Annotated in this window: 17 protein-coding genes and 2 tRNA genes; 6 read left to right on the top strand and 13 right to left on the bottom strand. The window is 66.3% G+C overall.

What is annotated here, in order from left to right; all coding sequences use genetic code 11:
• Window positions 1-3: 3 nt before the first annotated feature.
• Window positions 4-1902, bottom strand: a complete 1899-nt coding sequence (locus VSR71_RS00655; RefSeq protein WP_342912057.1) for an extracellular solute-binding protein — start codon at window positions 1900-1902, stop codon at window positions 4-6.
• A 211-nt stretch (window positions 1903-2113) separates the two neighbouring features.
• Between VSR71_RS00655 and fabI the strand changes: the two genes are divergently transcribed.
• Complete coding sequence (fabI, locus tag VSR71_RS00660) at window positions 2114-2899, top strand: enoyl-ACP reductase FabI (protein WP_133096114.1); 786 nt, start codon at window positions 2114-2116, stop codon at window positions 2897-2899.
• Between the two features lie 133 nt (window positions 2900-3032).
• On the opposite strand, the gene VSR71_RS00665 is transcribed toward fabI, so the two are convergent.
• Both VSR71_RS00665 and VSR71_RS00670 read right to left on the bottom strand, forming a co-directional pair.
• Window positions 3033-4340, bottom strand: coding sequence for an MFS transporter (locus VSR71_RS00665; RefSeq protein ID WP_342912058.1), 1308 nt, complete (start codon window positions 4338-4340; stop codon window positions 3033-3035).
• A 158-nt stretch (window positions 4341-4498) separates the two neighbouring features.
• Window positions 4499-5599, bottom strand: a complete 1101-nt coding sequence (locus VSR71_RS00670) for an NADH:flavin oxidoreductase/NADH oxidase (RefSeq protein ID WP_342912059.1) — start codon at window positions 5597-5599, stop codon at window positions 4499-4501.
• Window positions 5600-5698: 99 nt separating this feature from the next.
• Here VSR71_RS00670 and VSR71_RS00675 point away from each other — a divergent pair, with 99 nt between their 5' ends.
• Window positions 5699-6571 (top strand): LysR family transcriptional regulator, encoded by an 873-nt coding sequence (locus tag VSR71_RS00675; protein WP_342912060.1) that lies wholly within the window; start codon window positions 5699-5701, stop codon window positions 6569-6571.
• Between the two features lie 51 nt (window positions 6572-6622).
• Here the strand turns inward: VSR71_RS00675 and VSR71_RS00680 are convergent, their stop codons facing one another.
• The 8 genes from VSR71_RS00680 to VSR71_RS00715 all read right to left on the bottom strand — a co-directional run bounded on the left by VSR71_RS00680 (window position 6623) and on the right by VSR71_RS00715 (window position 15792).
• Entirely contained in the window at window positions 6623-7090 is a 468-nt protein-coding gene (locus tag VSR71_RS00680; RefSeq protein ID WP_342912061.1) for a nucleoside deaminase, read from the bottom strand.
• A 179-nt stretch (window positions 7091-7269) separates the two neighbouring features.
• Window positions 7270-7617, bottom strand: a complete 348-nt coding sequence (locus VSR71_RS00685; protein ID WP_428979329.1) for a copper-binding protein — start codon at window positions 7615-7617, stop codon at window positions 7270-7272.
• Window positions 7614-10784: an efflux RND transporter permease subunit gene (locus tag VSR71_RS00690; protein ID WP_342912661.1), complete on the bottom strand. Its 3171-nt coding sequence runs from the start codon at window positions 10782-10784 to the stop codon at window positions 7614-7616. Before VSR71_RS00690 ends, VSR71_RS00685 begins: the two co-directional genes overlap by 4 nt.
• The gene (locus VSR71_RS00695) at window positions 10781-12301 is read right to left on the bottom strand and encodes an efflux RND transporter periplasmic adaptor subunit (protein ID WP_342912062.1); all 1521 of its coding nucleotides are present in this window, start codon (window positions 12299-12301) and stop codon (window positions 10781-10783) included. The genes VSR71_RS00690 and VSR71_RS00695 overlap by 4 nt, the downstream gene beginning before the upstream one ends.
• Window positions 12298-13545, bottom strand: coding sequence for a TolC family protein (locus VSR71_RS00700; RefSeq protein WP_342912063.1), 1248 nt, complete (start codon window positions 13543-13545; stop codon window positions 12298-12300). The genes VSR71_RS00695 and VSR71_RS00700 overlap by 4 nt, the downstream gene beginning before the upstream one ends.
• A gap of 126 nt (window positions 13546-13671) precedes the next feature.
• Entirely contained in the window at window positions 13672-14100 is a 429-nt protein-coding gene (locus tag VSR71_RS00705; protein WP_428979330.1) for a copper resistance protein, read from the bottom strand.
• 314 nt (window positions 14101-14414) lie between these two features.
• Window positions 14415-14491: transfer RNA gene (locus tag VSR71_RS00710), tRNA-Arg, on the bottom strand.
• A 53-nt stretch (window positions 14492-14544) separates the two neighbouring features.
• The gene (locus VSR71_RS00715) at window positions 14545-15792 is read right to left on the bottom strand and encodes a GGDEF domain-containing protein (RefSeq protein ID WP_342912065.1); all 1248 of its coding nucleotides are present in this window, start codon (window positions 15790-15792) and stop codon (window positions 14545-14547) included.
• Between the two features lie 406 nt (window positions 15793-16198).
• Here VSR71_RS00715 and VSR71_RS00720 point away from each other — a divergent pair.
• Window positions 16199-16275: transfer RNA gene (locus VSR71_RS00720), tRNA-Pro, on the top strand.
• A gap of 93 nt (window positions 16276-16368) precedes the next feature.
• Here the strand turns inward: VSR71_RS00720 and VSR71_RS00725 are convergent.
• Complete coding sequence (locus VSR71_RS00725) at window positions 16369-17127, bottom strand: exonuclease domain-containing protein (RefSeq protein ID WP_342912066.1); 759 nt, start codon at window positions 17125-17127, stop codon at window positions 16369-16371.
• Window positions 17128-17290: 163 nt separating this feature from the next.
• Entirely contained in the window at window positions 17291-17812 is a 522-nt protein-coding gene (locus tag VSR71_RS00730) for a hypothetical protein (RefSeq protein WP_342912067.1), read from the bottom strand.
• A gap of 649 nt (window positions 17813-18461) precedes the next feature.
• On the opposite strand from VSR71_RS00730, the gene infA reads away from it, so the two are divergent.
• From infA to VSR71_RS00745, 3 genes are all read left to right on the top strand, one after another.
• Complete coding sequence (gene infA / locus VSR71_RS00735) at window positions 18462-18683, top strand: translation initiation factor IF-1 (protein ID WP_008641674.1); 222 nt, start codon at window positions 18462-18464, stop codon at window positions 18681-18683.
• Between the two features lie 219 nt (window positions 18684-18902).
• Complete coding sequence (locus VSR71_RS00740; RefSeq protein ID WP_342912068.1) at window positions 18903-19379, top strand: SixA phosphatase family protein; 477 nt, start codon at window positions 18903-18905, stop codon at window positions 19377-19379.
• Window positions 19380-19820: 441 nt separating this feature from the next.
• Complete coding sequence (locus tag VSR71_RS00745; protein WP_342912069.1) at window positions 19821-20660, top strand: GNAT family N-acetyltransferase; 840 nt, start codon at window positions 19821-19823, stop codon at window positions 20658-20660.
• Window positions 20661-20675: the final 15 nt, after the last annotated feature.

The following is a 20675-nucleotide window of genomic DNA, read 5'->3' on the forward strand; positions in this document are numbered from 1 at the left end:
GCGTCAGCGCGCTTGCGGCTGGACGTCCTTGCGCCACCACTGGCTCAGGATCCAGCCTTCGGCCGTATAGAAATAGGGAAGCCGCTCCGGATACGCCAGCTCCTTGCGATACGAGACCCGGTGCGACGCACTGTACCAGTTGGGCACGATGTAGTAGCCGTGCATCAGCACCCGGTCGAGCGCGCGCCCGGCGGTGATCAGCTCCTGGCGGGTATGGGCATGCAGCAGGTTGTCGACCAGCTTGTCGACGACCGGCGACTTCAGCCCGAACAGGTTGTCCGAGCCCGGCGTGGTCGCGGCCTCGCTGGCAAAGCGGTCGCGCAGCTCATTGCCGGGACTCTGCGAGTCGGGGAAGCGGATCGACACCATGTCGAAATCGAAGTCTTCCAGCCGCTTCTGGTACAGCGCAAAGTCGGTGGTGCGCTGGTGCACCTGGATGCCGAGCTTCTCCAGGTTGCGCACATAGGTGGTGATGACGCGGCTCATGGCGCCGCCATCGTCCAGGAACTCGAATACCAGCGGTTCGCCCTTGGCGTTGCGCAGCGCGCCGTCGGTGTAGGTCCAGCCGGCCTGCGCCAGCAGGCGCCGGGCCAGGCGCAGGTTGTCGCGCAGCGACCGGGGCGCTGCGGTGCTGGGCTGCACCACGTCGGGGCCGAAGACCTCGGGCGGCAGCTCGGCGCGCAGCGGTTCCAGCAGCGCCATCTCGGCGGGGCCGGGCCGGCCGTCGAAGGTGGCGCTGGCGGCCAGCTCGCTGTTTGAGAACCAGCTGTCCAGCCGCTTGTAGGCGCCGTAGAACAGCTGCCGGTTCAGCCATTCGAAGTCCAGCGCAAGGATCAGCGCCTGGCGCACCCGCACGTCCTGGAACACCGGCTTGCGCATGTTCATCACGAAGCCCTGCATGCCGGCGCCGTTGCGGTGCGGGAATTCGGTCTTGATCAGCTCGCCGTTGCGGAAGCGCGTGCCCTGGTAGCTCTTGGCCCAGTTCTTGGCGCGGTACTCGACGATGGCATCGAACTCGCCGGCCTTGTAGGCTTCCAGCTTGGCGGTCTCGTCCTTGTACAGGCGGTAGACCACGCGCGCGAAATTGAAGGTGCCGCGGCGCACCGCCAGGTCCTTGCCCCAGTATTTGGGGTCGCGCTTGAAGATAATGCCGCGGCCGGCGTCGTAGCGCTCGATCAGGTAGGGGCCGCTGGTGATGGGCGGCTCGAAGGTCAGCTTCTCGAATGGCACCTTGGCGGTCCACTTCTTCGAGAACACCGGCAGCGCGCCGACGATCAGCGGCAGTTCGCGGTTGCGCTGCTTGAAGTCGTAGCGCAGCGTGCGCTCGCCGGTCACCACCACCGCCTTCACATCGGTGCACATGCTGCGGTAGCCGGGGCTCGACGCCTTGCTCATCAGCATGTCATAAGAATGCTTGACGTCCGATGCCAGCACCGGGTCGCCATTGGAGAAGCGCGCCTGCGGGCGGATGCGGAAGGTGACCGACATCTCGTCCGGCGCGACCGTGACGTCCTCGGCCAGCAGGCCGTAGGCGCTGGCGGTCTCGTCGGCGCTGCTGACCAGCAGCGACTCGAACATCAGCGCATTGAGCCCGGGCGCCGAAGTACCCTTCAGCGTAAACGGGTTGAACTTGTCGAAGCTGGTGCGCCGGTCCGGATTGGCGAGCGTGAGCGTGCCGCCAGCCTGTGCGTTGGGGTTGACATAGTCGAAGTGCGGGAAGTTCTCGGCGTACTTCAGGTCTCCGTGCAGCGCGAACCCATGCGCCGCCATGGCCGGAGAAGAGACCAGAGAGACCAGGGAGACCCCCGCCGCCAGCATGGCCGCCAGCCCGAACCGCAGTACCGCATCCCGCCGGAAGCACTGCCATGCCGCCTGAAGCGGCCAACGTGCTTGAATAGGCATCCCGTTGGATTCCTCCACTATGACCTCTGGGGTCCCGGCGTTCTGCGGCCGGGCCAAGTATGAGACAATTTTACATGCGTCCGGGGTGGCGCCAGCCATCCGGACATTCCCTCTGCGCGGCGCAATAAAACGGCCGCAGAACATCCAGGGCACGCGCACGGCCGCACGGCGGACGCAGGAAGCGTGCCTGATACACCACCTTGGAGAACTTATGGGATTTCTGGCAGGTAAGCGGATCCTTATCACGGGCTTGCTCTCGAACCGCTCGATCGCCTATGGCATTGCGTCCGCGTGCAAGCGCGAAGGCGCCGAACTCGCCTTCACCTATGTCGGCGAACGGTTCAAGGACCGGATCAGCGAGTTTGCCAAGGAATTCGGTACCGACATGGTGTTCGAGTGCGACGTCGGCAGCGATGAGCAGATCGCCGCGACCTTCGCCGCGCTGGGCCAGCGCTGGGAGAAGTTCGACGGGCTGGTGCACTCCATCGGTTTCGCGCCGCGCGAAGCCATCGCCGGCGATTTCCTCGAGGGCCTGTCGCGCGAAGGCTTCCGCATCGCCCACGACATTTCCGCCTACAGCTTCCCGGCGCTGGCCAAGGCCGCGCTGCCGCTGCTGTCGGACAAGGCCTCGCTGCTGACGTTGACCTATCTGGGTGCCGAGCGCGTGGTTCCCAACTACAACACCATGGGCCTGGCCAAGGCGGCGCTGGAAGCCAGCGTGCGCTACCTGGCTTCGTCGGTCGGCCCGCGCGGCATCCGCGCCAACGGCATCTCGGCCGGCCCGATCAAGACGCTGGCCGCCTCGGGCATCAAGGACTTCGGCAAGCTGCTGGGCCACTTCGAGCAGGCCGCCCCGCTGCGCCGCAACGTGACCATCGACGAAGTCGGCAACGTGGCCGCCTTCCTGCTGTCCGACCTGGCCAGCGGCGTGACCGGTGAAATCACCTACGTCGACGGCGGCTTCAATATCGTCGGCGCGAGCGTCGCGGACGCCTGACGGCGGGACTGCCGGCCGTAGCGCCGGAATCGACAAGGGGCGCCGGCGATGGCGCCCTTCTTTCTTGGCGGGTTTTCCATTCTCGCGCGCCGGGGCCAGTCCAGCCGTTGACGGCGCCCATGGCCAAGGCACGTCAGGCCGTTGCGGTAGCGCCGCGGCGGTCCATGTCGAGCACCGACCAGGCATAGATCGCCAGGCCGCCCAGCGCCAGCAGCAGGCCGACCCAGCCGGTCGAGGTCCAGCCATAGCCGGCGGCGATGGTCACGCCACCCAGCCACGCGCCGAGCGCATTGGCCAGGTTGAACGCCGAGTGGTTGAGCGCGGCCGCCAGTGCCTGCGCATCGCCGGCCACGTCCATCAGCCGGATCTGCAGTGCCGGCCCCAGTGCCACCACGGTGCCGATCAGCAGCACGTTGGCCGCGGCGAGCCACGCATGCGGCGCGGTGAAGGTAAAGGCGCCCAGCACCAGTGCGGTCCATGCCAGCACGCCGCCGATGGTCGGCATCAGCGCCTTGTCGGCCAGCCGCGCGCCGGCGAGGTTGCCCACCACCATGCCGACGCCGAACAGCGCCAGCACCACTGGGATTCCGGCCACCGGCATGTGCGCCAGTTCAAGCATGGTCGGCTTGATGTAGCTGAACACCGAAAACATGCCGCCAAACCCGATTGCGCCGATGCCCAGCGTCAGCCACACCTGCTTGCGCCGGAGCGCCGACAGTTCGCGCAGCGGGCTGGCATGCCGGTCGGCCGGCGCGAACGGCACGCAGCGCCACACCAGCAGCGCCGTCAGCGCGCCGAGCGCGCCCACGATCACGAAGGCAGATCGCCAGCCGAGCCAAGTGCCGACCGTGGCGGCAATCGGTACGCCGACCAGCGTTGCGCTGGTCAGCCCCAGCATCACCAGCCCTACCGCCTGCGCACGCCGCTCGCGCGGGACCAGCCCCGCGGCGACCAGCGCCGCCACGCCGAAGTAGGTGCCGTGCGGAAAGCCGGTCAGCAGCCGCGCCACCAGCATCGACAGGTAGGACGGCGCCATCGCGCTGGCGAGATTGCCCGCTGCGAACACCGCCATCAGCGCCACCAGCAGGTTGCGCCGCGGCCAGCGCGCCCCCAGCACCGCCAGCAGCGGCGCGCCGATGACCACGCCCAGCGCATAGGCGCTGATCAGGTGGCCGGCTTCGGGAATGGAAATGGCGAGGTCGCGCGCGGCATCGGGCAGCAGGCCCATGATGACGAATTCGCCGGTGCCGATGGCGAAGCTGCCGACACCGAGCGCCAGCAGTGCGAGGCGGCCGGAACTTGCCGGCGCTCTGGCCGGTGCGGCCGGTGCGGCCGATGCGGGATGGTCGGAAAGGTCCGGCGTGCTCGCATCGCGCGAGGCGCCGGAAGGCGAAACGCCGCGAACGGCGTCCGCGGCGGCGTGTGCATGTGGGGCGGCCATGTACAGGATTGCAGAGAGTTCTACGGAATGCCGCCCGCTGCCGGGCGGGTCGATGACCCCGCCTCTGGTGATCCAGCGTGCTCCTGTGCGGCGCGCAAGGCGTTATTGTGCGGCAAAACGCGGAAACGTGCCGGCACGCCGCCGCGCTTCGCCCGGGCTCAGGCCTGGAGCTGGTAGCGCTCCAGCCAATGCGCGTAAGGCGCCGGCAGCACCCACGACGGCTTCCGCACCTGCAGGCGCTGGGCGGCGTGGTAAGGCCAGTGCGGGTTGGCCAGCAGCGCGCGGCCGACCATGACGAGGTCCATCTGTCCCTCGGCGACGGCGCGGTCGGCCAGCACGGGGTTGTCGATGCCCCATGACGAAGCCACCGGCAGCTTCGCCTCGCCGCGCACGCGCCCGGCGATCGGCGCGAGGAAGGCCGGGCCCCATGGAATCTTTGCGTCTGGCGTGGAAAAGCCGACGCTGACGTTGAGCAGGTCGAGGCCTCCTTCGCGCATCGCCCGCGCCAACTCGATCGAATCGGCCAGCGTTTGCTCGTCTTGCCCGTCGAATTCGATCACGCCGAAGCGCGCGGTCAGCGGCAGATTGGCGGGCCACACTTCGCGCACCGCCGCCAGCGTCTCCAGCAGGAAACGGCTGCGGCCGGCGAGGTCGCCACCATAAGCATCGTCGCGCTGGTTGGCGTGGCGCGAGAAGAAGCTCTGCGCCAGGTAGCCATGTGCGAAATGCAGCTCGAGCCATTCAAAACCGGCATCGCGCGCACGGCGGGCGGCGGCGGCGAAATCGCGCTGGACGCGCGCGATGTCGTCCTGCGTCATCGCCCGGGGCACCTTGGGCAAGTGCGCGCCGAACGGCACCGCCGACGGCGACAGCGTCTGCCAGCCGCGCGGATCGTTTTCGGCGATATGGTCGTCGCCTTCCCACGGCCGGTTGGCGCTGGCCTTGCGGCCGGCGTGGGCGATCTGGATGCCGGGCACCGCACCGCCGGCCTTGATCGCCGCGGCGATGCGCGCCATGCCGGCTTGCTGCGCGTCGTTCCATAGCCCGGTGCAGCCCGGGGTGATGCGGCCTTCGGGCGACACGGCAGTTGCTTCGACGATCACCAGGCCGGCGCCGCCACGGGCCAGGCCGGCGTAATGCGCCTGGTGCCAGTCATTGACCATGCCGTCGACGGCGCTGTACTGGCACATCGGTGGGATCGCGACGCGGTTGCGCAGCGTGACATCTTTCAGTTCAAACGGGGAAAACAGGGCAGACATGCTGGTTGGGTTCCTGCGTCATTGCATGAACCCGGATGGTAGGCGCGCGCCTCTATAATGAAAACAACGTACAGATTATTGAATTGATAAATATTCATTATGGTGAACCCGCAGTGGCTTCGCTCCTTCGTCACGCTGTCTGAGCTGGGCAGCTTTACCCGCACCGCCGACCGCCTCGACCTGACCCAGGCCGCCGTCAGCCAGCATGTGCGCCACCTGGAAAGCCAGTTCGGCCCGCTTCTGATCCGCCGGCCGCGCGCCATCGAACTGACCCCCGCCGGCCGTGCCCTGCTCGACTACTGTCGCGAGATGGACAAGGCCGGCGAGCGGCTGAACGCGCGGCTATCCGATGCCGACAGTACCCACGGCGAGGTCTCGCTGATCACGCCGGGCAGCATCGGCCTGTACCTGTACCCGATCCTGCTGGCCTTCCAGCAGGCCAATCGCGGGCTGATCGTGCGCCATCGCTTCGCCCCCGACCATGAGGTGGTGCAAGCGGTCTTGCAGAACCACTATGAGCTTGGGCTGGTCACGCTGAAGCCGGACGATGCACGGCTCGCGGCGAGCCCGTTTATCGAAGAGCGCCTGGAACTGGTCGTGCCCGCGCACGAGGACGTGCACACGTGGCAGGATCTGGAACGCATCGGCTTTATCGACCACCCCGATGGCAAGGCGATGGCAAGCCGCTTGTTCGGCAGGCGCTTTCCGGGCAATCCAGGCGTGCGCAGCCTGCCCTGCCGCGGCTTCAGCAACCAGGTTGGCCTGATCCTGGAACCGGTGGCACGCGGCCTGGGCTTCACGGTGATCCACCAGTACGCGCGCAAGGCCTTCGCGCATGCCGATGCGATCAAGGTGGTCGACTGTGGCCCGCCGGCAGTGGATACGCTATGGCTGGTCCATCGTGCCGAGTGGCCACTGTCGCCACGCGCTGCGCGGGTGCTGGAGCACCTGCGGCAGGAAGTCGCGCGCTGAAAAGGCCGCGCGGGCAAGGCATCGCGTGGCGTCCGGTGAAGGCCCTATCCCCTAGCGGTCCTGTCGTTCGCGCCACGCCTCATAGAGGTCGGGGCCTTCGTCGCGCGCCGGCTGGTAGACCAGCTTCATCTCGCGCTGTTCGACAGGCAGCGCCAGCTCGACATAGCCGCGTTCCGCGGACAGGTCGTAGGGCGCGCCGTCTTCGTTGGAATAGGCGTAGTAGACCGCCTCGACACCGGCCAGGTACATCGCGGTCAGGCACATCGGGCACGGGTAGCCGCTGGCGTAGACCGTGCAGCCGCTCAGGTCGGGCTTGCCCAGTGCCCGGCTCGCGGCGCGCACTGCCTGCATTTCGGCGTGCGCGCTGGGGTCGCAGGTGGCTTCCACCTCGTTGACCGCGCGCGCCAGCACCTTGCCGTCCTTGACCACCACGGCACCGAAGGGCCAGGTGTTGCGCTCCCGCACGTTATCCATGGCGAGGCGGATGGAATCGATCAGATAGGTTTCGGTGGTCGACACGCGTTATCTCCTGTGAGGGCTCGGCCCCGGGCGGGCCGATGAGGTGGCTGGCTCACAGACTATAGGCCAGCGTGCGCGCGCGGCATGCTGCAAGTTGTTATACGGCGTATTTGAATACAGCCCCCGCCGGTGTCGAGCGCAACGCAACGTGCATCGCGGCCACCTCGTCGCGCCCATTGTTACTTTCGCAAGTCCACCACAGTGGGCTTGCCGTCGATCGTGTCAAACGTCACCGATACCTGGTCCCCTTCCTTCAGTCCTTTGAGCATGGCCGCATCCTTGACCGGGAAAGCCATGGTCATGGCAGACATGCCCAGGTTGGCAATCGGTCCGTGCTTCAGCGTGATTTTCCTGGTTGCCGCGTCTATCTTGCGAATCTCCGCCGGTACCGGCTGAGGTGCCTTTGTCGCGCCGCTGGCAGGTTTCATGTCCATGCCGTCCATGTTCGCGGCCATGGTTGGGAGCGTCACGCCCATTGCCACGGCCAGCGCTGCGGCGCCCAGCGTGGTGTTAAGGAACTTCTTCATGCTTTCTCCTCGAAAATGGTGGAGTGGGATACAGCGGGAAATGTCGTTGTCTGCCGACGACGCATCAGCAGGTACGCAGCCGGTACGACAAACAGGGATAGCAGCGGCGCCGTGACCATGCCACCAACCATTGGCGCCGCAATGCGTTGCATGACTTCAGAGCCTGTGCCGTGTGACCACATGATCGGGATCAGCCCGGCCAGGATCACGGCCACGGTCATCGCCTTGGGGCGTACACGCTGCACGGCGCCTTCCTGGATGGCCGCCAGCAGTCCAGTGCTGTCCGTTTCGCCGTTTGCCTCGCGGTGTTGCCAAGCGTGCTTGAGGTAGAGCAGCATGATTACGCCAAACTCCGCGGACACGCCCGCCAGCGCGATAAAGCCGACCACGCCTGCCACGGACAGGTTGTACCCCAGCAGGTAAAGCAGCCAGAAGCCACCGATCAGCGCAAGCGGCAGCGTCCCCATGATCAGCAGCGCTTCATCGAACCGGCCAAAAATCAGGTAAAGCAGCACAAAGATGATCAGCAGGGTGAACGGCACCACCACCTTCAGCTTCGCACTGGCGCGCTCAAGGTATTCGAACTGCCCGGACCAGCTCAGCGAATATCCGGCGGGCATCGGCACTGCCTTTGCCACGGCCGCCTGCATGTCGCGCACGGCGGAGCGCAGGTCGCGTCCGCGGATGTCGACGTAGATCCATCCCGACAGCCGCGCGTTCTCACTGCGCAGCATGGGCGGTCCTTGCGCGACACGGATCCGCGCCACATCGGACAGCGCAATCTGCTGGCCGCGGTCGGTGACGATGGGCAGGTTGCGCAGTGCCTCGACCGAATCGCGATAGTCGCGCGGGTACCGCACATTGATCGGGAAGCGAGCCAGGCCATCGACGACCTCGCCAACGTTGTCGCCGCCGATGGCCGAAGAGACGATGCTCTGCACATCGTCAACATTGAGCCCGTAGCGGCCGGCGACCACGCGATCGATATCGACGTCGATATAGCGCCCGCCGGTCAGGCGTTCCGCCAGCGCCGACGTGACACCGGGCACGGCCTTTACTGCCTCCTCGATTGCCGTGGCGATCCGGTCGATCTCCTTCAGGTCCGCGCCGGACACCTTGATCCCCACCGGGCTCTTGATGCCGGTGGCCAGCATGTCGATGCGATTGCGGATCGGGGGCACCCAGATGTTCGACAGGCCCGGCACCTTCACGACGCGATCGAGTTCCTCGACCAGCTTGTCTGGCGTCATGCCGGCACGCCACTGCTCGCGCGGCTTGAACTGGATCGTGGTCTCGAACATCTCGAGCGGAGCCGGATCGGTGGCGGAGTCCGCACGGCCCGCCTTGCCGTGGACGGTGGCCACTTCTGGCACCGACTTGATCAGCCGGTCGGTTTGCTGCAGCAATTGCGCCGCCTTGCCTACCGACAAACCGGGCAAGGCGGAAGGCATATAGAGCAGGTCTCCCTCATCGAGCGGCGGCATGAACTCCCCACCGGTCCGCAGGATGGGCCATGCCGTAGCCGCGAGCAGGATCGCTGCTACCAGAATGGTTGCGCGCGGATACGCAAGCACTCTCGCCAGCATCGGTTGATAGAGGCGGACCAGCCAGCGATTGAGCGGGTTCGCCGCTTCCGCCGGAATGCGTCCGCGAATCATGAAGCCCATCAGCACGGGTACCAGCGTGATCGACAGCCCGGCCGCAGCGGCCATCGAGTAAGTCTTGGTGAAGGCCAACGGCGAGAACAGCCGGCCCTCCTGCGCTTCAAGGGTGAACACCGGCACGAAGGAGAGCGTGATGATCAGCAGGGAGAAGAACAATGCGGGCCCCACTTCGGTCGCGGAGTGTCCGATCACGCGCCAGCGTTCCGCCCCGTCCAATGACTCGCCGGGGTGCCGGGCTTGCCAGTGCTCCAGATGCTTGTGCGCGTTCTCGATCATCACGACCGCCGCATCCACCATCGCACCGATCGCGATGGCGATGCCGCCAAGCGACATGATGTTGGCATTGACGCCCTGGTAGCGCATGACCAGAAACGCCGCGAGCACGCCAAGCGGCAGCGACACGACAGCCACCAGAGCGGAACGCAGATGGAACAGGAAGGCCAAGCAAACCAGCGCCACGACGATGAATTCCTCGACAAGCTTGTGGCTGAGGTTTTCCACGGCGCGGTGAATCAGTGCCGAGCGGTCGTAGGTGGTCACGATCTCCACGCCAGCCGGCAGGCTCTTCCTGAGCGTCTCCAGCTTCGTCTTGACGGCATCGATGGTTTCCAGTGCGTTCTTGCCCGAGCGCATGACGATGACGCCGCCGGCCACCTCCCCCTCGCCGTCGAGATCGGACAGGCCGCGCCGCGTCTCAGGGCCAAGCTGGATCGTGGCGATATCGCCCAGCCGTACCGGGATGCCTGCGCCGCTGGTTTCAATCGGAACCTGCCGGAAGTCGTCAAGCGTCTTCAGATAGCCAGATGCCCTGACCATGTATTCCGCTTCCCCGAGTTCCAGCACCGATCCGCCCGCCTCCTGGTTGGCGCCGCGAATCGCCGCGAGCACTTTCGCTTGCGACAGGTTGTAGGCGCGCATTCGGTCCGGCATCAGCACGATCTGGTACTGCCGCACCATGCCGCCCAGCGATGCGACTTCCGCCACATTCGGCAGGGATTTCAGTTCGAAGCGAAGGAACCAGTCCTGCAACGCCCGCAACTGCCCGAGGTCGTGCTGGCCAGTGCGATCCACCAGGGCGTACTCATAGATCCAGCCCACGCCCGTGGCATCGGGGCCCAACGCGGGCCTGGCCGCCGCCGGCAGGCGCGATTGCACCTGGTTCAGGTACTCCAGCACGCGCGAGCGCGCCCAGTACGGGTCGGTCCCGTCATCGAACAGCACGTAGACAAAGGAGTCGCCGAAGAACGAGTAACCACGCACCGTCTTCGCTCCGGGAACCGACAGCATCGTGGTGGTCAGCGGATACGTGACCTGGTTTTCCACAAGCTGTGGCGCCTGGCCCGGAAATGGCGTGCGGATAATGACCTGCGTGTCGGACAGATCCGGCAATGCATCGAGCGGCGTGTTTCCCACCGCCCACAGCCCCCAGGCCGTCAGCATGACCGTTGCCAGCAGCACCAGGAAGCGATTGCGTATCGACGCGAGGATGATATGCGCGATCATCGCTTGCCTCCGTCTGTTGCCGCCGGCTCCACGCCGGATAGCGTCGCGACGCCATCCTGGTCCAGACGGAAGTGGAAGCGGATACGGTCGCCCGGCTTCAGCCCCTTGAGCAACGCCGCATCCTGCGTCGCGAAGTCCATCGTCATCGCGCCCCATTGCGCCGAGGAAATCGGCCCATGGGAGATGGTCAGTCCATCAGCGTTCACCGACTCGATGCGGCCCGTGCCCTCGTGCTCTTTTGCGGCGGCTACTGGCGCCGATGCATCGCTGGCTGGTGTCATACGCCCCAGCGTACCGCGCAGGCTGGCATCCGAGTCGATCAGGAACTGGCCGGAGGCCACGACCCGCTGTCCGGCGCGCAGACCCGAAATGACCTCGACCATGCCGCCGGATTCGCGACCGGTGCGGATCTCCGTTGGCACATAGCCCTGTTGTCCCGCATCGACCATGACGATAATGCGCTGGCCCGCATGGATCACCGCTTCGGACGGAATCTGCAGCACGTCCTGACGATCGGCGCTGTCGAAACGGACACTGGCGAACATGCCCGGCACCAGCCGGCGCTCCTTGTTGGGCAGGACGATGCGGACTTTGATGGTGCGCGTGGCAGCATTGACGTCGGGCAGGATGGCGTCGACCCTGCCGGTCACCGGCTCCGGCACGGCGGGTGCGGACACCGCGACGGCCAGGCCGGGCGCGACCTGCCGTGACTGCGCTTCGGGCACCTCCGCGATCACCCACACCTGGCTGAGATCGGCAAGACGGAACAGCGTCATGCCGGGCGACACCGTCATGCCCTCGCGCACGGCGATCTCGGTCACCACGCCATCGAGCGGACTGGGTATGCCCTGAGCTGGCTGCACTTTGCCCGAACGGGCCACGGCCTCGGCCTGTGCCGGTGTCATGCCCGCCTGCAGCATGCGCGCTTTTGCCGCACCTGCCAGTTCGGCCTGCACTCCCGATGGCAGGCGCGATACCGCCAGGTATTCCTCTTGCGCCGCCACCCAGTCCGGCGAATACAGGCTGACGAGGGTCTGGCCGCGCCGCACCGGATCCAGCGTCGCGCGTACGCCGACATGCTGCACGAAGCCCGTCGTGCGTGCCTGGATCACCTGGATGCTGCGCTCATCGATCGACACGCTGCCCGGTGCCTCCAGCACGGTGCCGATGCGCCCGGCCTTTACTTCTGCCGTGCGGATACCCAGGTTTTGGGCCACGCGGCTGTCAATCGTGACGCCGCTCTGGCTACCGCCGTCGCCGTCGGCATAAACGGGCACCAGCTGCATGTCCATGAAGGGCGATTTGCCTGGCTTGTCGAAGCGCTGGCCCGGCACCATCGGGTCATGCCAGTACAGGACCCTCCTGCCGGTTTGCGGATCGATTTTGCCGGCCTTGTCCGTCGTGCCGGCATCCGGCGATGCCACCACCTGCTGCGAAGCGCCAAGGCGATAGCCGGCATAGCCCGCTGCGCCGACCATGACCAGGCACGCCGCTGCGATCTTGAGTCGGGAGTTCATCTGGAGTCCTTGTTGGTCGATACGGTGTGCGCGGTCGGTAACGGCACCAGGAAAGTCAGGTCGGCCCAGACTTTTGCCGTACGCTGCTCGAGGGCCAGTCGCTCCAGCGCGGTGTCGATGGCCCGATGGTTCGCTTCCGCGACGGCGACCAACGACCCGGTATTGGCGCGATAGGCTGTCAGCGCGGCTTCTGCCTGGGCATTGGCCAATGGCAAGGTGGCTTCGTCATAGCGCTTGAGGCGCTCCAGGTTGCGCCGCAGTTCTGCGACGCGCGCGCCCACCAGCGCATCGGTATTGCGCTGGACGATTTCCGCCTTTGCGCGCGCCGCGTCGGCCTGCGCCAGTCGAGCAGCCACTTCGCGGTCCTGCCGGTTGGCGCGGTCCCACGGCAGCGGAAGGCTCACGTTGACCGAAGCCATGTTCGAATAGGCCGACCCGCGCTGGCTGTACATCAGCTCGACCGTGACATCTGGCCTGCGCGCCTCGTCGGCCACGCGCACCTCACTCTCCGCGAGCGTGACATCGCGCCGGGCGGCGGCGATTTCTGGCACGCCGTCGTAACGAGTGCCGACAAGTTGCTGAACGCGGTCCGGCACCGATAACGCCGGTGGTGCACCCAATGGCCGCGAGGCATCGGCGCCGATCCAGCGCGAGAGATTCACGTTGGCGGCGTCCAGCGCGGCCTGGTTCTCGCTCTCGCGGTCGCGCAGTTTCTGGATTTCGAGCCGGGCCGAAAGAACATCCGCGCGCGTGCCTCGCCCACCGCGATAGGCTGCGTTCGCCGCTTCGAGCGTCAGGGCCAAGGGATGACTGTGATGGCCGAGCAAGGTAGCCGCCTGCTCCGCGTACCAGCGGTCGATCCAGGCTGCAACCGCGTTGCGCTGGACATTGGTCACGCCGAGCACGCGCTGGGCATCGGCCGATGCGGCCTCGGCCTCGAAGCGGGCGGTGCGCGCGCGGCGCTTATCGGCGCGGGTGAACTCCTGCATGACGCTGATGGAGCGCATGGTCATCGAGTCACGGCTCAGCGAAAACTTGTCCGGGCCATCTGTCGGGACGTTGTTCAGGCCGAATTTCAGTACCGGATCGGGCAACTGCCCGGCCGCGACCGCCATCTGGACGGCAGATTCGATGGCACCGTGCGTGTTCTCGGCATCACGGGCGCGCGCCGTGGCGAGTGCGGCAGCCTCTTCAATCGACAAGGCAGGGGCGGCATGCAATGGCGCGACAAGCGACATCAACATGCCAAGGGCGGACACGCATTGCAGCGTCCACCTCAGGCAAGGCGGCAATGACATAAAGCCTCCGTAAGCAACGACCACCGCTCCCGCGATCGCGGGAGCGGCAAGAAAGTGGCGTGGCTTCGGAGGCTACGTGCGGAAACAGCAGTGAAGTATGGCGTGCGGCGGTGGCGGAGCGCGCGGCTGCGCGTTGGCGCGCATGGCGAAAAGCGGCGCGGGAAGCTCCACGGGCGGCTCGACGACGATGCCGACAAGGACCGGGATGAACGCAGGAACCTGCGGTGCAGGGTGATCGGCGTGCTTGGTATCGGCCTGGCAGTGGCCCATGCAAAGCGCCTTCTCGCCATTGAAATGCCTAGCGTCCTGGTCGGGCGTGCCGGCCATATCGGGGCAGCATCCCATCCCTTCCATCCCCGCCATCGCTTGCTGCTGCGATGTGTCCTCGAGCGCCCGCGTGCCTGCCATGCAGGCATAGGCGGCCGTTGCCAGTTGCACTGACAGGAACACTACCAGAAGCAGGCCGGCAAACCATGAATGCCGGCGGACCAGGTATCGCACGATGGATAAGGGTATCGGAACAGCGGTGAGGATAGCCGCTTTTCATTCCGATTTCAAAAGCGACCGGCAGGCAGGCCGAAAAGCAATGTCCGCCAGGATCTCGGCTTATGAGTGACCTGCATTGCAGAACGAGAGACGGGGGCATCCGACCGCCGAAGGGTGGCAGTCACAGAGAGAGTGACGCGGAGCAGCCCCGCATGCCGGCCTGGACCAGCCAAGGTGTCGCAGCCGTGACCCAAAAGTGGCCTACGGTGCTGCGGCGATGCAGGGCGAACCCCGCACCCTCCCCCACAGGCTATTCGCAAACCCTTGACTGGCGCGTCCTAGAGGACTCGAACCTCTGACCGCTCGCTTAGAAGGCGAGTGCTCTATCCAACTGAGCTAAGGACGCGCGAAGGCGTGCATTCTACCGCAGCGCCGGCTCGCAGGGCGTATCGGCGGCGTTCAGGATGCCAGACGCTCGTTCTCACGGGTGACGTAGCGGCCCGCCGCCGGCGCATGGTTGCCGGCAACCGGATGCATCGATACGCCGTTGCGGCCTTTGAGCTTGGCGTCATACAGGGCGCGGTCGGCGCGGCGCATCAGCGCGTCGGCGCCCTCGCCCGGGTTGCGCGTGGCCAGGCCGATGCTGACCGTGTAGGCGATCGCATCGGGCTCGGAAGGACAAGGGCTCGCGCGCACGGCGGTCGCCAGCCGCAAGCAGGCCAGCCGGCCATTTTCCATCCCGGTATCGGGCATGACGATGGCGAATTCTTCGCCGCCGAGTCGTCCGAGCACGTCGTGCGGGCCGCTGGTTCGCCGCAGCAGCCCGGCGAAATGGCGCAGCACGCTGTCGCCGGCCAGGTGGCCGTAGACATCGTTGATCGCCTTGAAGTGGTCCAGGTCCACAAAGGCCACGGTCAACGGCTTGCGCTGGCGCTCGGCCTGCAGGCAGGCTAGCTCGAGCGCTTCCCAGAAGGCGCCGCGCAGCAGCACGTCGGTCAGGTCGTCATGCCGCGCGCGCCGCTCCAGCATGCGCCGCAGTCGGTCGTGCGCCATCAGCGCAAAGCTGACCGAGAGACCAACCAGCGCGAAGACGTTGAGCATGGCCAGTTCGCCGTCCCACGGCAATGGCTGCGGCCAGGCGCCGTCCTGCACCAGCGCGGCAACCGGCAAGGCCATGGTCCATGCGTTGGTCGCGGCCACGGCCACGGCGATCAGCACCAGCGAAGCAGCGGCCAGGCGCCCGATGCCGCGGGAGGTGCGCACCGATGGGCCGATACTGCGGGTCACGTCGAGCAGCAAGCCGATATGGCATGCCGTCAGCAGCGGCGCCATCTGCAGCCCAGCCAGCGGCGCCTCGGGAATGCCGGGTGCCACCACCTGCCAGGCCACGCCGAGCGCGGCAGCCAGGCAGCTTCCCAGCAGCAATCCGGTCTTGCCTGAGCGGCCGGCAAAATGGCGGGCGCCGATCGCCATCAAGGCGAGCGCAGCCAGCAACGCCAGATCGGTTGCATCCGGCACCAGCCACGCGGGGCGCGCGTCCTGCACCGCAGCCAGCACCGAGGCGATTGCCGCGGCGACATTGCCCAGCGCCCATGACGTCAGGCCACTGCGGCCCATGCCCGCGGATCGACGCAATACGACGCAAACCACCGCCATCTGCAAGGCAAACAGCCCTGCGATGAGCACCACAATATGCGACTGAAACATCTTCATTCCCGTCCAAGGCGACAAACGGCGCCCCGCCAGGCGCCGCCTTTCCCCTTCTTATGCCGATCCTGTGCCGGACCGTTGTCATCGATTGCCGCATATCCTGTGTCGGGCCGCCGCGGCATTGCCAGCGGCAAGCCAACGCGCCGAGGCGCTCGCCAGGGCAGGGAGCGCCGTTCTTGTTATGGTGATAGGCCAGTCCGGAAGGAATCTGCAAACCAGCATTCCCAACATCACGCCGGTCGGACTAAAGCGGTGTGCGGATTATCGCAGCGCGCAAACCCAAGTCAAGCCAAAGTGCCCCCCGCCAAAAGGGGGAGCGTGCCCGTGGATGGCACGCGCGCTGTCATGTGCCGGGTACGCCAGATTGACCAGCCCCGCCGCCACGCGCTACAATCGCTGGCTTCGGGGCGTAGCGCAGCCTGGTAGCGCATCTGATTTGGGATCAGAGGGTCGCATGTTCGAATCATGTCGCCCCGACCAGTTTTAATTTGGCTTCAAGAAACACGGCCTGGACAGCGATGTCCGGGCCGTTTTTCTTTTCTGCCGCGCCCTGCTCGACTGCGTCGGCGCCGCTCACCACCGCGGCATCATGTCGGGCCAGATCAGCGCGGCCGCGGTCAGCAGCAGCACCACGGCCGCCAGCATCAGACCGCGGCTGGCACCGTCGTGTTGCTTGTCGACCTGCGGCAGCCAGCCGGGGCCGCCGTCCCGTTGTGGCGATACGGGCGCTGGCGGCGCCACATTGGCCAGGGAAGCCGCCGCGCCTTGCACGGCAGCCCGCGGCACAAAGTCGGGCTGTGCCAGCAGGAAGCCCATCGGGGTGGCCTGGCCCACGGCTCCCATTTGCTGGAACAGGAGCTTGGACAGCGCCAGGCAGTCGTCCAGCGCGATCTGCGGCCGCGGCCGGAAGATGCGCAGGTGCTCGCACAGCGTATCGAGCTTGTGGTTGGGCGCATGGAAATACTGGGACCAGCGCACCTGGCGCACCGAGCAGCGCCAGTGCTTGCGCTGTATCTCGGGCACCACTTTTTCTAGCATGCGGACATTGAATTCAGCCCCATGGGCGACCAGCACGTCAGCATCCTCGACGATGGCACGGATCGCGCCGACATCAAAGCGCTGCCCGCGCAGCATCTCGGCGGTCAGGCCGTGCATGCCGGTAGCCGCCTCGCTGATCGGAACGGTGGGCTCCTGCGAACCGTAGTAATCAGTGATTTCGCGCACGAGACTGCCCGCCCTCGGCGCTACTTCGACAAGCAGCAGGCCGATGCTGACAGGCTCGTCGACTGGCGTGAGCCCGGTTGTCTCGGTACTGATGATGGCGACCCGCATGGGCACTCCGGTGTAGCCGTCCGCAAGGCACGTTGGCGGCGGCCGCTATGGTCGTTTGCCTCTAGCGTAGTGCGGGGGTGCCAAACGTCATATCAACCAGATGGGCTAGCTGAAGTCGCCGGCGATTGGAGACGGCCGGCGCATCAGCACCCGGCAGACCCTCTCAGGCCTGCTGCGGGCCGGCGGTGTCGCCCCGGCGTCGCTCGAGATTGACGTACACATCCGCCGCGACCAGCCCGAACAGTGCGTGGGCGAACAAACTTTCCCATCCGCGCGCCTCGTCGAACCAGTTGAAATAGCGGCCGAACACATAGAAATTGATCAGGTAGACCACTACGCCGAACACGATGCCGACCAGCGACGCCAGACTCATGCTGGAATCAAGCCTGAATGAAGAAAGGATCATCGCCAGCACTGCCGAAAGTATGATCGACAGCGCGAAATGAACCGTGCCGGCTGACAGCACTACGGTCCAGTTGAAGGCATCGGCGGAAAGCGCTTCGCGGCCGAGGATGATGGCCGCCACCATTTTCACCGTGCCCCAGGCGCCCTGGTACATCAGAAAGCGCGCCGTCAGCAGCTCAAGCACCATGTAGACTGCGCCGGCGATCAGCCCGGCCACCACGGCAGCCCGCCAGTCCGGCGTGCAGCGGACGTAGCGGTGCGAATCCAGATGGAGTTCCATGGCAGGCTCCTTGCGAGATTCCGGCCCCGCTGACTGCAGGCGGCCGTACGAGTTAGTTCTAGCTCATACGGGGCAAATACCAAGGCATGCCGGATACCAAAGGTGTTTCATGAATCACCAAAAATCGCAGGGACCGTGCACTGCACAAGGCGCCACCGTCCGACGGCTGCCCGTGTTCGCCGGAGCAATGCTGCAACTGCGCACGTGATACAATACCGGAGCAAGTAGCCCCGGGGTGTCCGTGCATCCCTGTAACCGGGCGTTCTCACCAGCGCGCTCTCGCGAGCGCTCAGCAGCAGCCGGCGCGGCCATCCGCGGCGACACCAGAACTGGCGAACCACCGGGTACACCTGCCCGCCCTGCTCCGCGTAGCGAACGGCCACCCAGGCCGTCACCGGCAGTGTCCACGCCAGGCAATCCGCGCCCGCCTGGCCTAGGCGCGACCGGCATGGATCGAGTATCTGGCGCCACGCGTGGCGCCGCGCGGGACCGTCCGCGTGCGCCTGCCCCGAACGACTTCAATGGCGCGGTTCGCCAGCCTGGCGAATATGCGCTGGTTCGCGCCGTGCCCTCGGGCCGGACGAACCGGACCGGAATTTTTGATAACCCAACCATGCAGCCTTCGCGGGCTGCCGAAAAGGAAAGCAGATTGGCTAAGGAAGAACTCATTGAATTTGGCGGCGTGGTGTCGGAAGCCCTGCCTGACAACCGCTATCGTGTCACGCTGGAAAACGGCGTGGAAATCTGGGCATACGCTTCGGGCAAGATGCAGAAGCACCGCATCCGTATCCTGGCCGGCGACCGCGTGACCCTGGAAATGTCGCCCTACGACCTGACCAAGGGCCGCATCAACTTCCGCCACAAGTCCTGAGTCTTCGCACGGCCGGAGCCCGCCGCTCCCGCCGTCACAAGTGGATTCCGGGGCGTTGCAGACGCGCTGTCATGGAGCTGACACCGCGCCCGGACACACTTGCGGGCTGCCCGACGGGCGGCCCGATTTCGTTTACGGCCATTCGTGGCGCCAGGCCGTCCGCTTGCGCTGGCCGGGCGGCTTCACCATACTCGAAGCTTCACCATCGCCACGTCCGACATGAACCTGATCCTCTGGCGCCATGCCGAAGCCGAAGACCTCCCTGAAGCGCTCAGCCTGAGCCGCCATGCCGACATGCAGCGGCCCCTGACGCGCCGCGGCCGCAAGCAGGCGGAGGCGTCCGCCAAATGGCTGCGTGCGCATCTGCCGTCGGATACGCGCGTGCTGTGCAGCCCCTCTGTACGCACTCGCGAAACCGCGGCGGCGCTGACAGGCGACGCGCAGATCGTCGAGGCACTGGGCCCCGGCGCCGACGTCAGTTCGGTGCTGGCTGCGATCCAATGGCCCGAACGCACCGAGCATGTGGTGGTGGTCGGGCATCAGCCATGGATTGGCCGCGTCGCCAGCCTGCTTCTGGCCGGCAACGAGATGGACTGGAGCGTGCGCAAGGCAGGCATCTGGTGGGTGACCGGGCGGACCCGCGAAAGCGAGGCGCAGACCGTGCTGCGCGCGGTCATCAACCCCGAATTTCTCTGACCCAGCCCGGATTTTTCCGACTTCTCCACCGCAGCCGGCCCGCATGAGCCAGCTGTAGTAGCCTCTGGCATGCCCGGCATGGTCACGCCCGGCAAAAATCTGAAATAGCCGATGGCAGCCGGATTCTCCGCTCCCTAGAGTCGCTACGGCGCCGCCCCCTGGCCGCGCCGCCCTCGCCGTGCCAGGCATGGGCTTCGACCGCAGGTGTCACGGAGATTTCCCATGGATTGCCCGTCGGACCCCCATCGCCCCCGCCAACCCGCCAGCGCGCCGGCAGACCCCTGCCCCAGAGCCGCCCGGCCGCGTAACGGCACCACCGGCACCACCATCGCCGCCGGCGGCCCGCCCGACGTCACGGAAGCGTCATCGCCGGGTCACGGCACTGTCACCGCGGCTGACTACATTGCATCGCAACAGTTTCGTCACCAAAAGGACATACTGATGCGAGACCTCCCCACGCCGACCCAGCCGCTTTTTGACTCTTTGCCCAATGGCCTTGCCGGCCAGACGGCGCGGAGCCGTCTTCATCGCCAATCGGATAAGGCAAATGAGTCGCCTGCTCTCAGCGTGGCGTGGGCGCGCCACCAGGACGAAGTAGTCGAGGCACAGCGCCTGCGTTACAAGGTGTTCGCCGAAGAGATGGGCGCACGCCTGACGTCTTCGGTGCCGGAGCTGGACGTCGACATGTTCGATGGCTATTGCGACCACCTGATCGTCCGCGACATGGCCACGCTGCGCGTGGTCGGCACCTACCGCGTGCTGCCGCCGCACCAGGCCAAGCGACTGGGCTGTCTGTACGCGGAATCGGAATTCGACCTGGTTCGCCTTTCCCACCTGCGCCCCAAGATGCTCGAACTGGGCCGCTCCTGCGTGCACCGCGACTATCGCTCGGGCAGCGTCATCATGGCGCTGTGGGGCGGGCTGGGCGAGTACCTGCAGCGCTGGGGCATCGAGTCGATGCTGGGCTGCGCCAGCGTGCCGATGAGCGACGGCGGCCACTATGCGGCCAGCCTGGACCGGGTGTTCAGCGAGCGTTACCTGGCACCGATCGAATACCATGCCTTCCCGCGCCTGCCGCTGCCGGTCGAGGACCTGAACCAGCAGCTCGAGGTCGAGCCGCCCGCGCTGATCAAGGGCTACCTGCGCCTCGGGGCGAAGATCTGCGGCCAGCCGGCCTGGGATCCGGATTTCAACGTGGCCGACTTCCTGACACTGCTGCGCGTGAACGACATGAACCCGCGCTACGCCCGCCACTTCCTCGGCCTGAACCAGGCAGTATGATCCGGGCCGCCCGAG

Origin of the sequence: Cupriavidus oxalaticus, assembly GCF_038900635.1 — a bacterium.
Classification (GTDB): Bacteria; Pseudomonadota; Gammaproteobacteria; order Burkholderiales; family Burkholderiaceae; genus Cupriavidus; species Cupriavidus oxalaticus_B.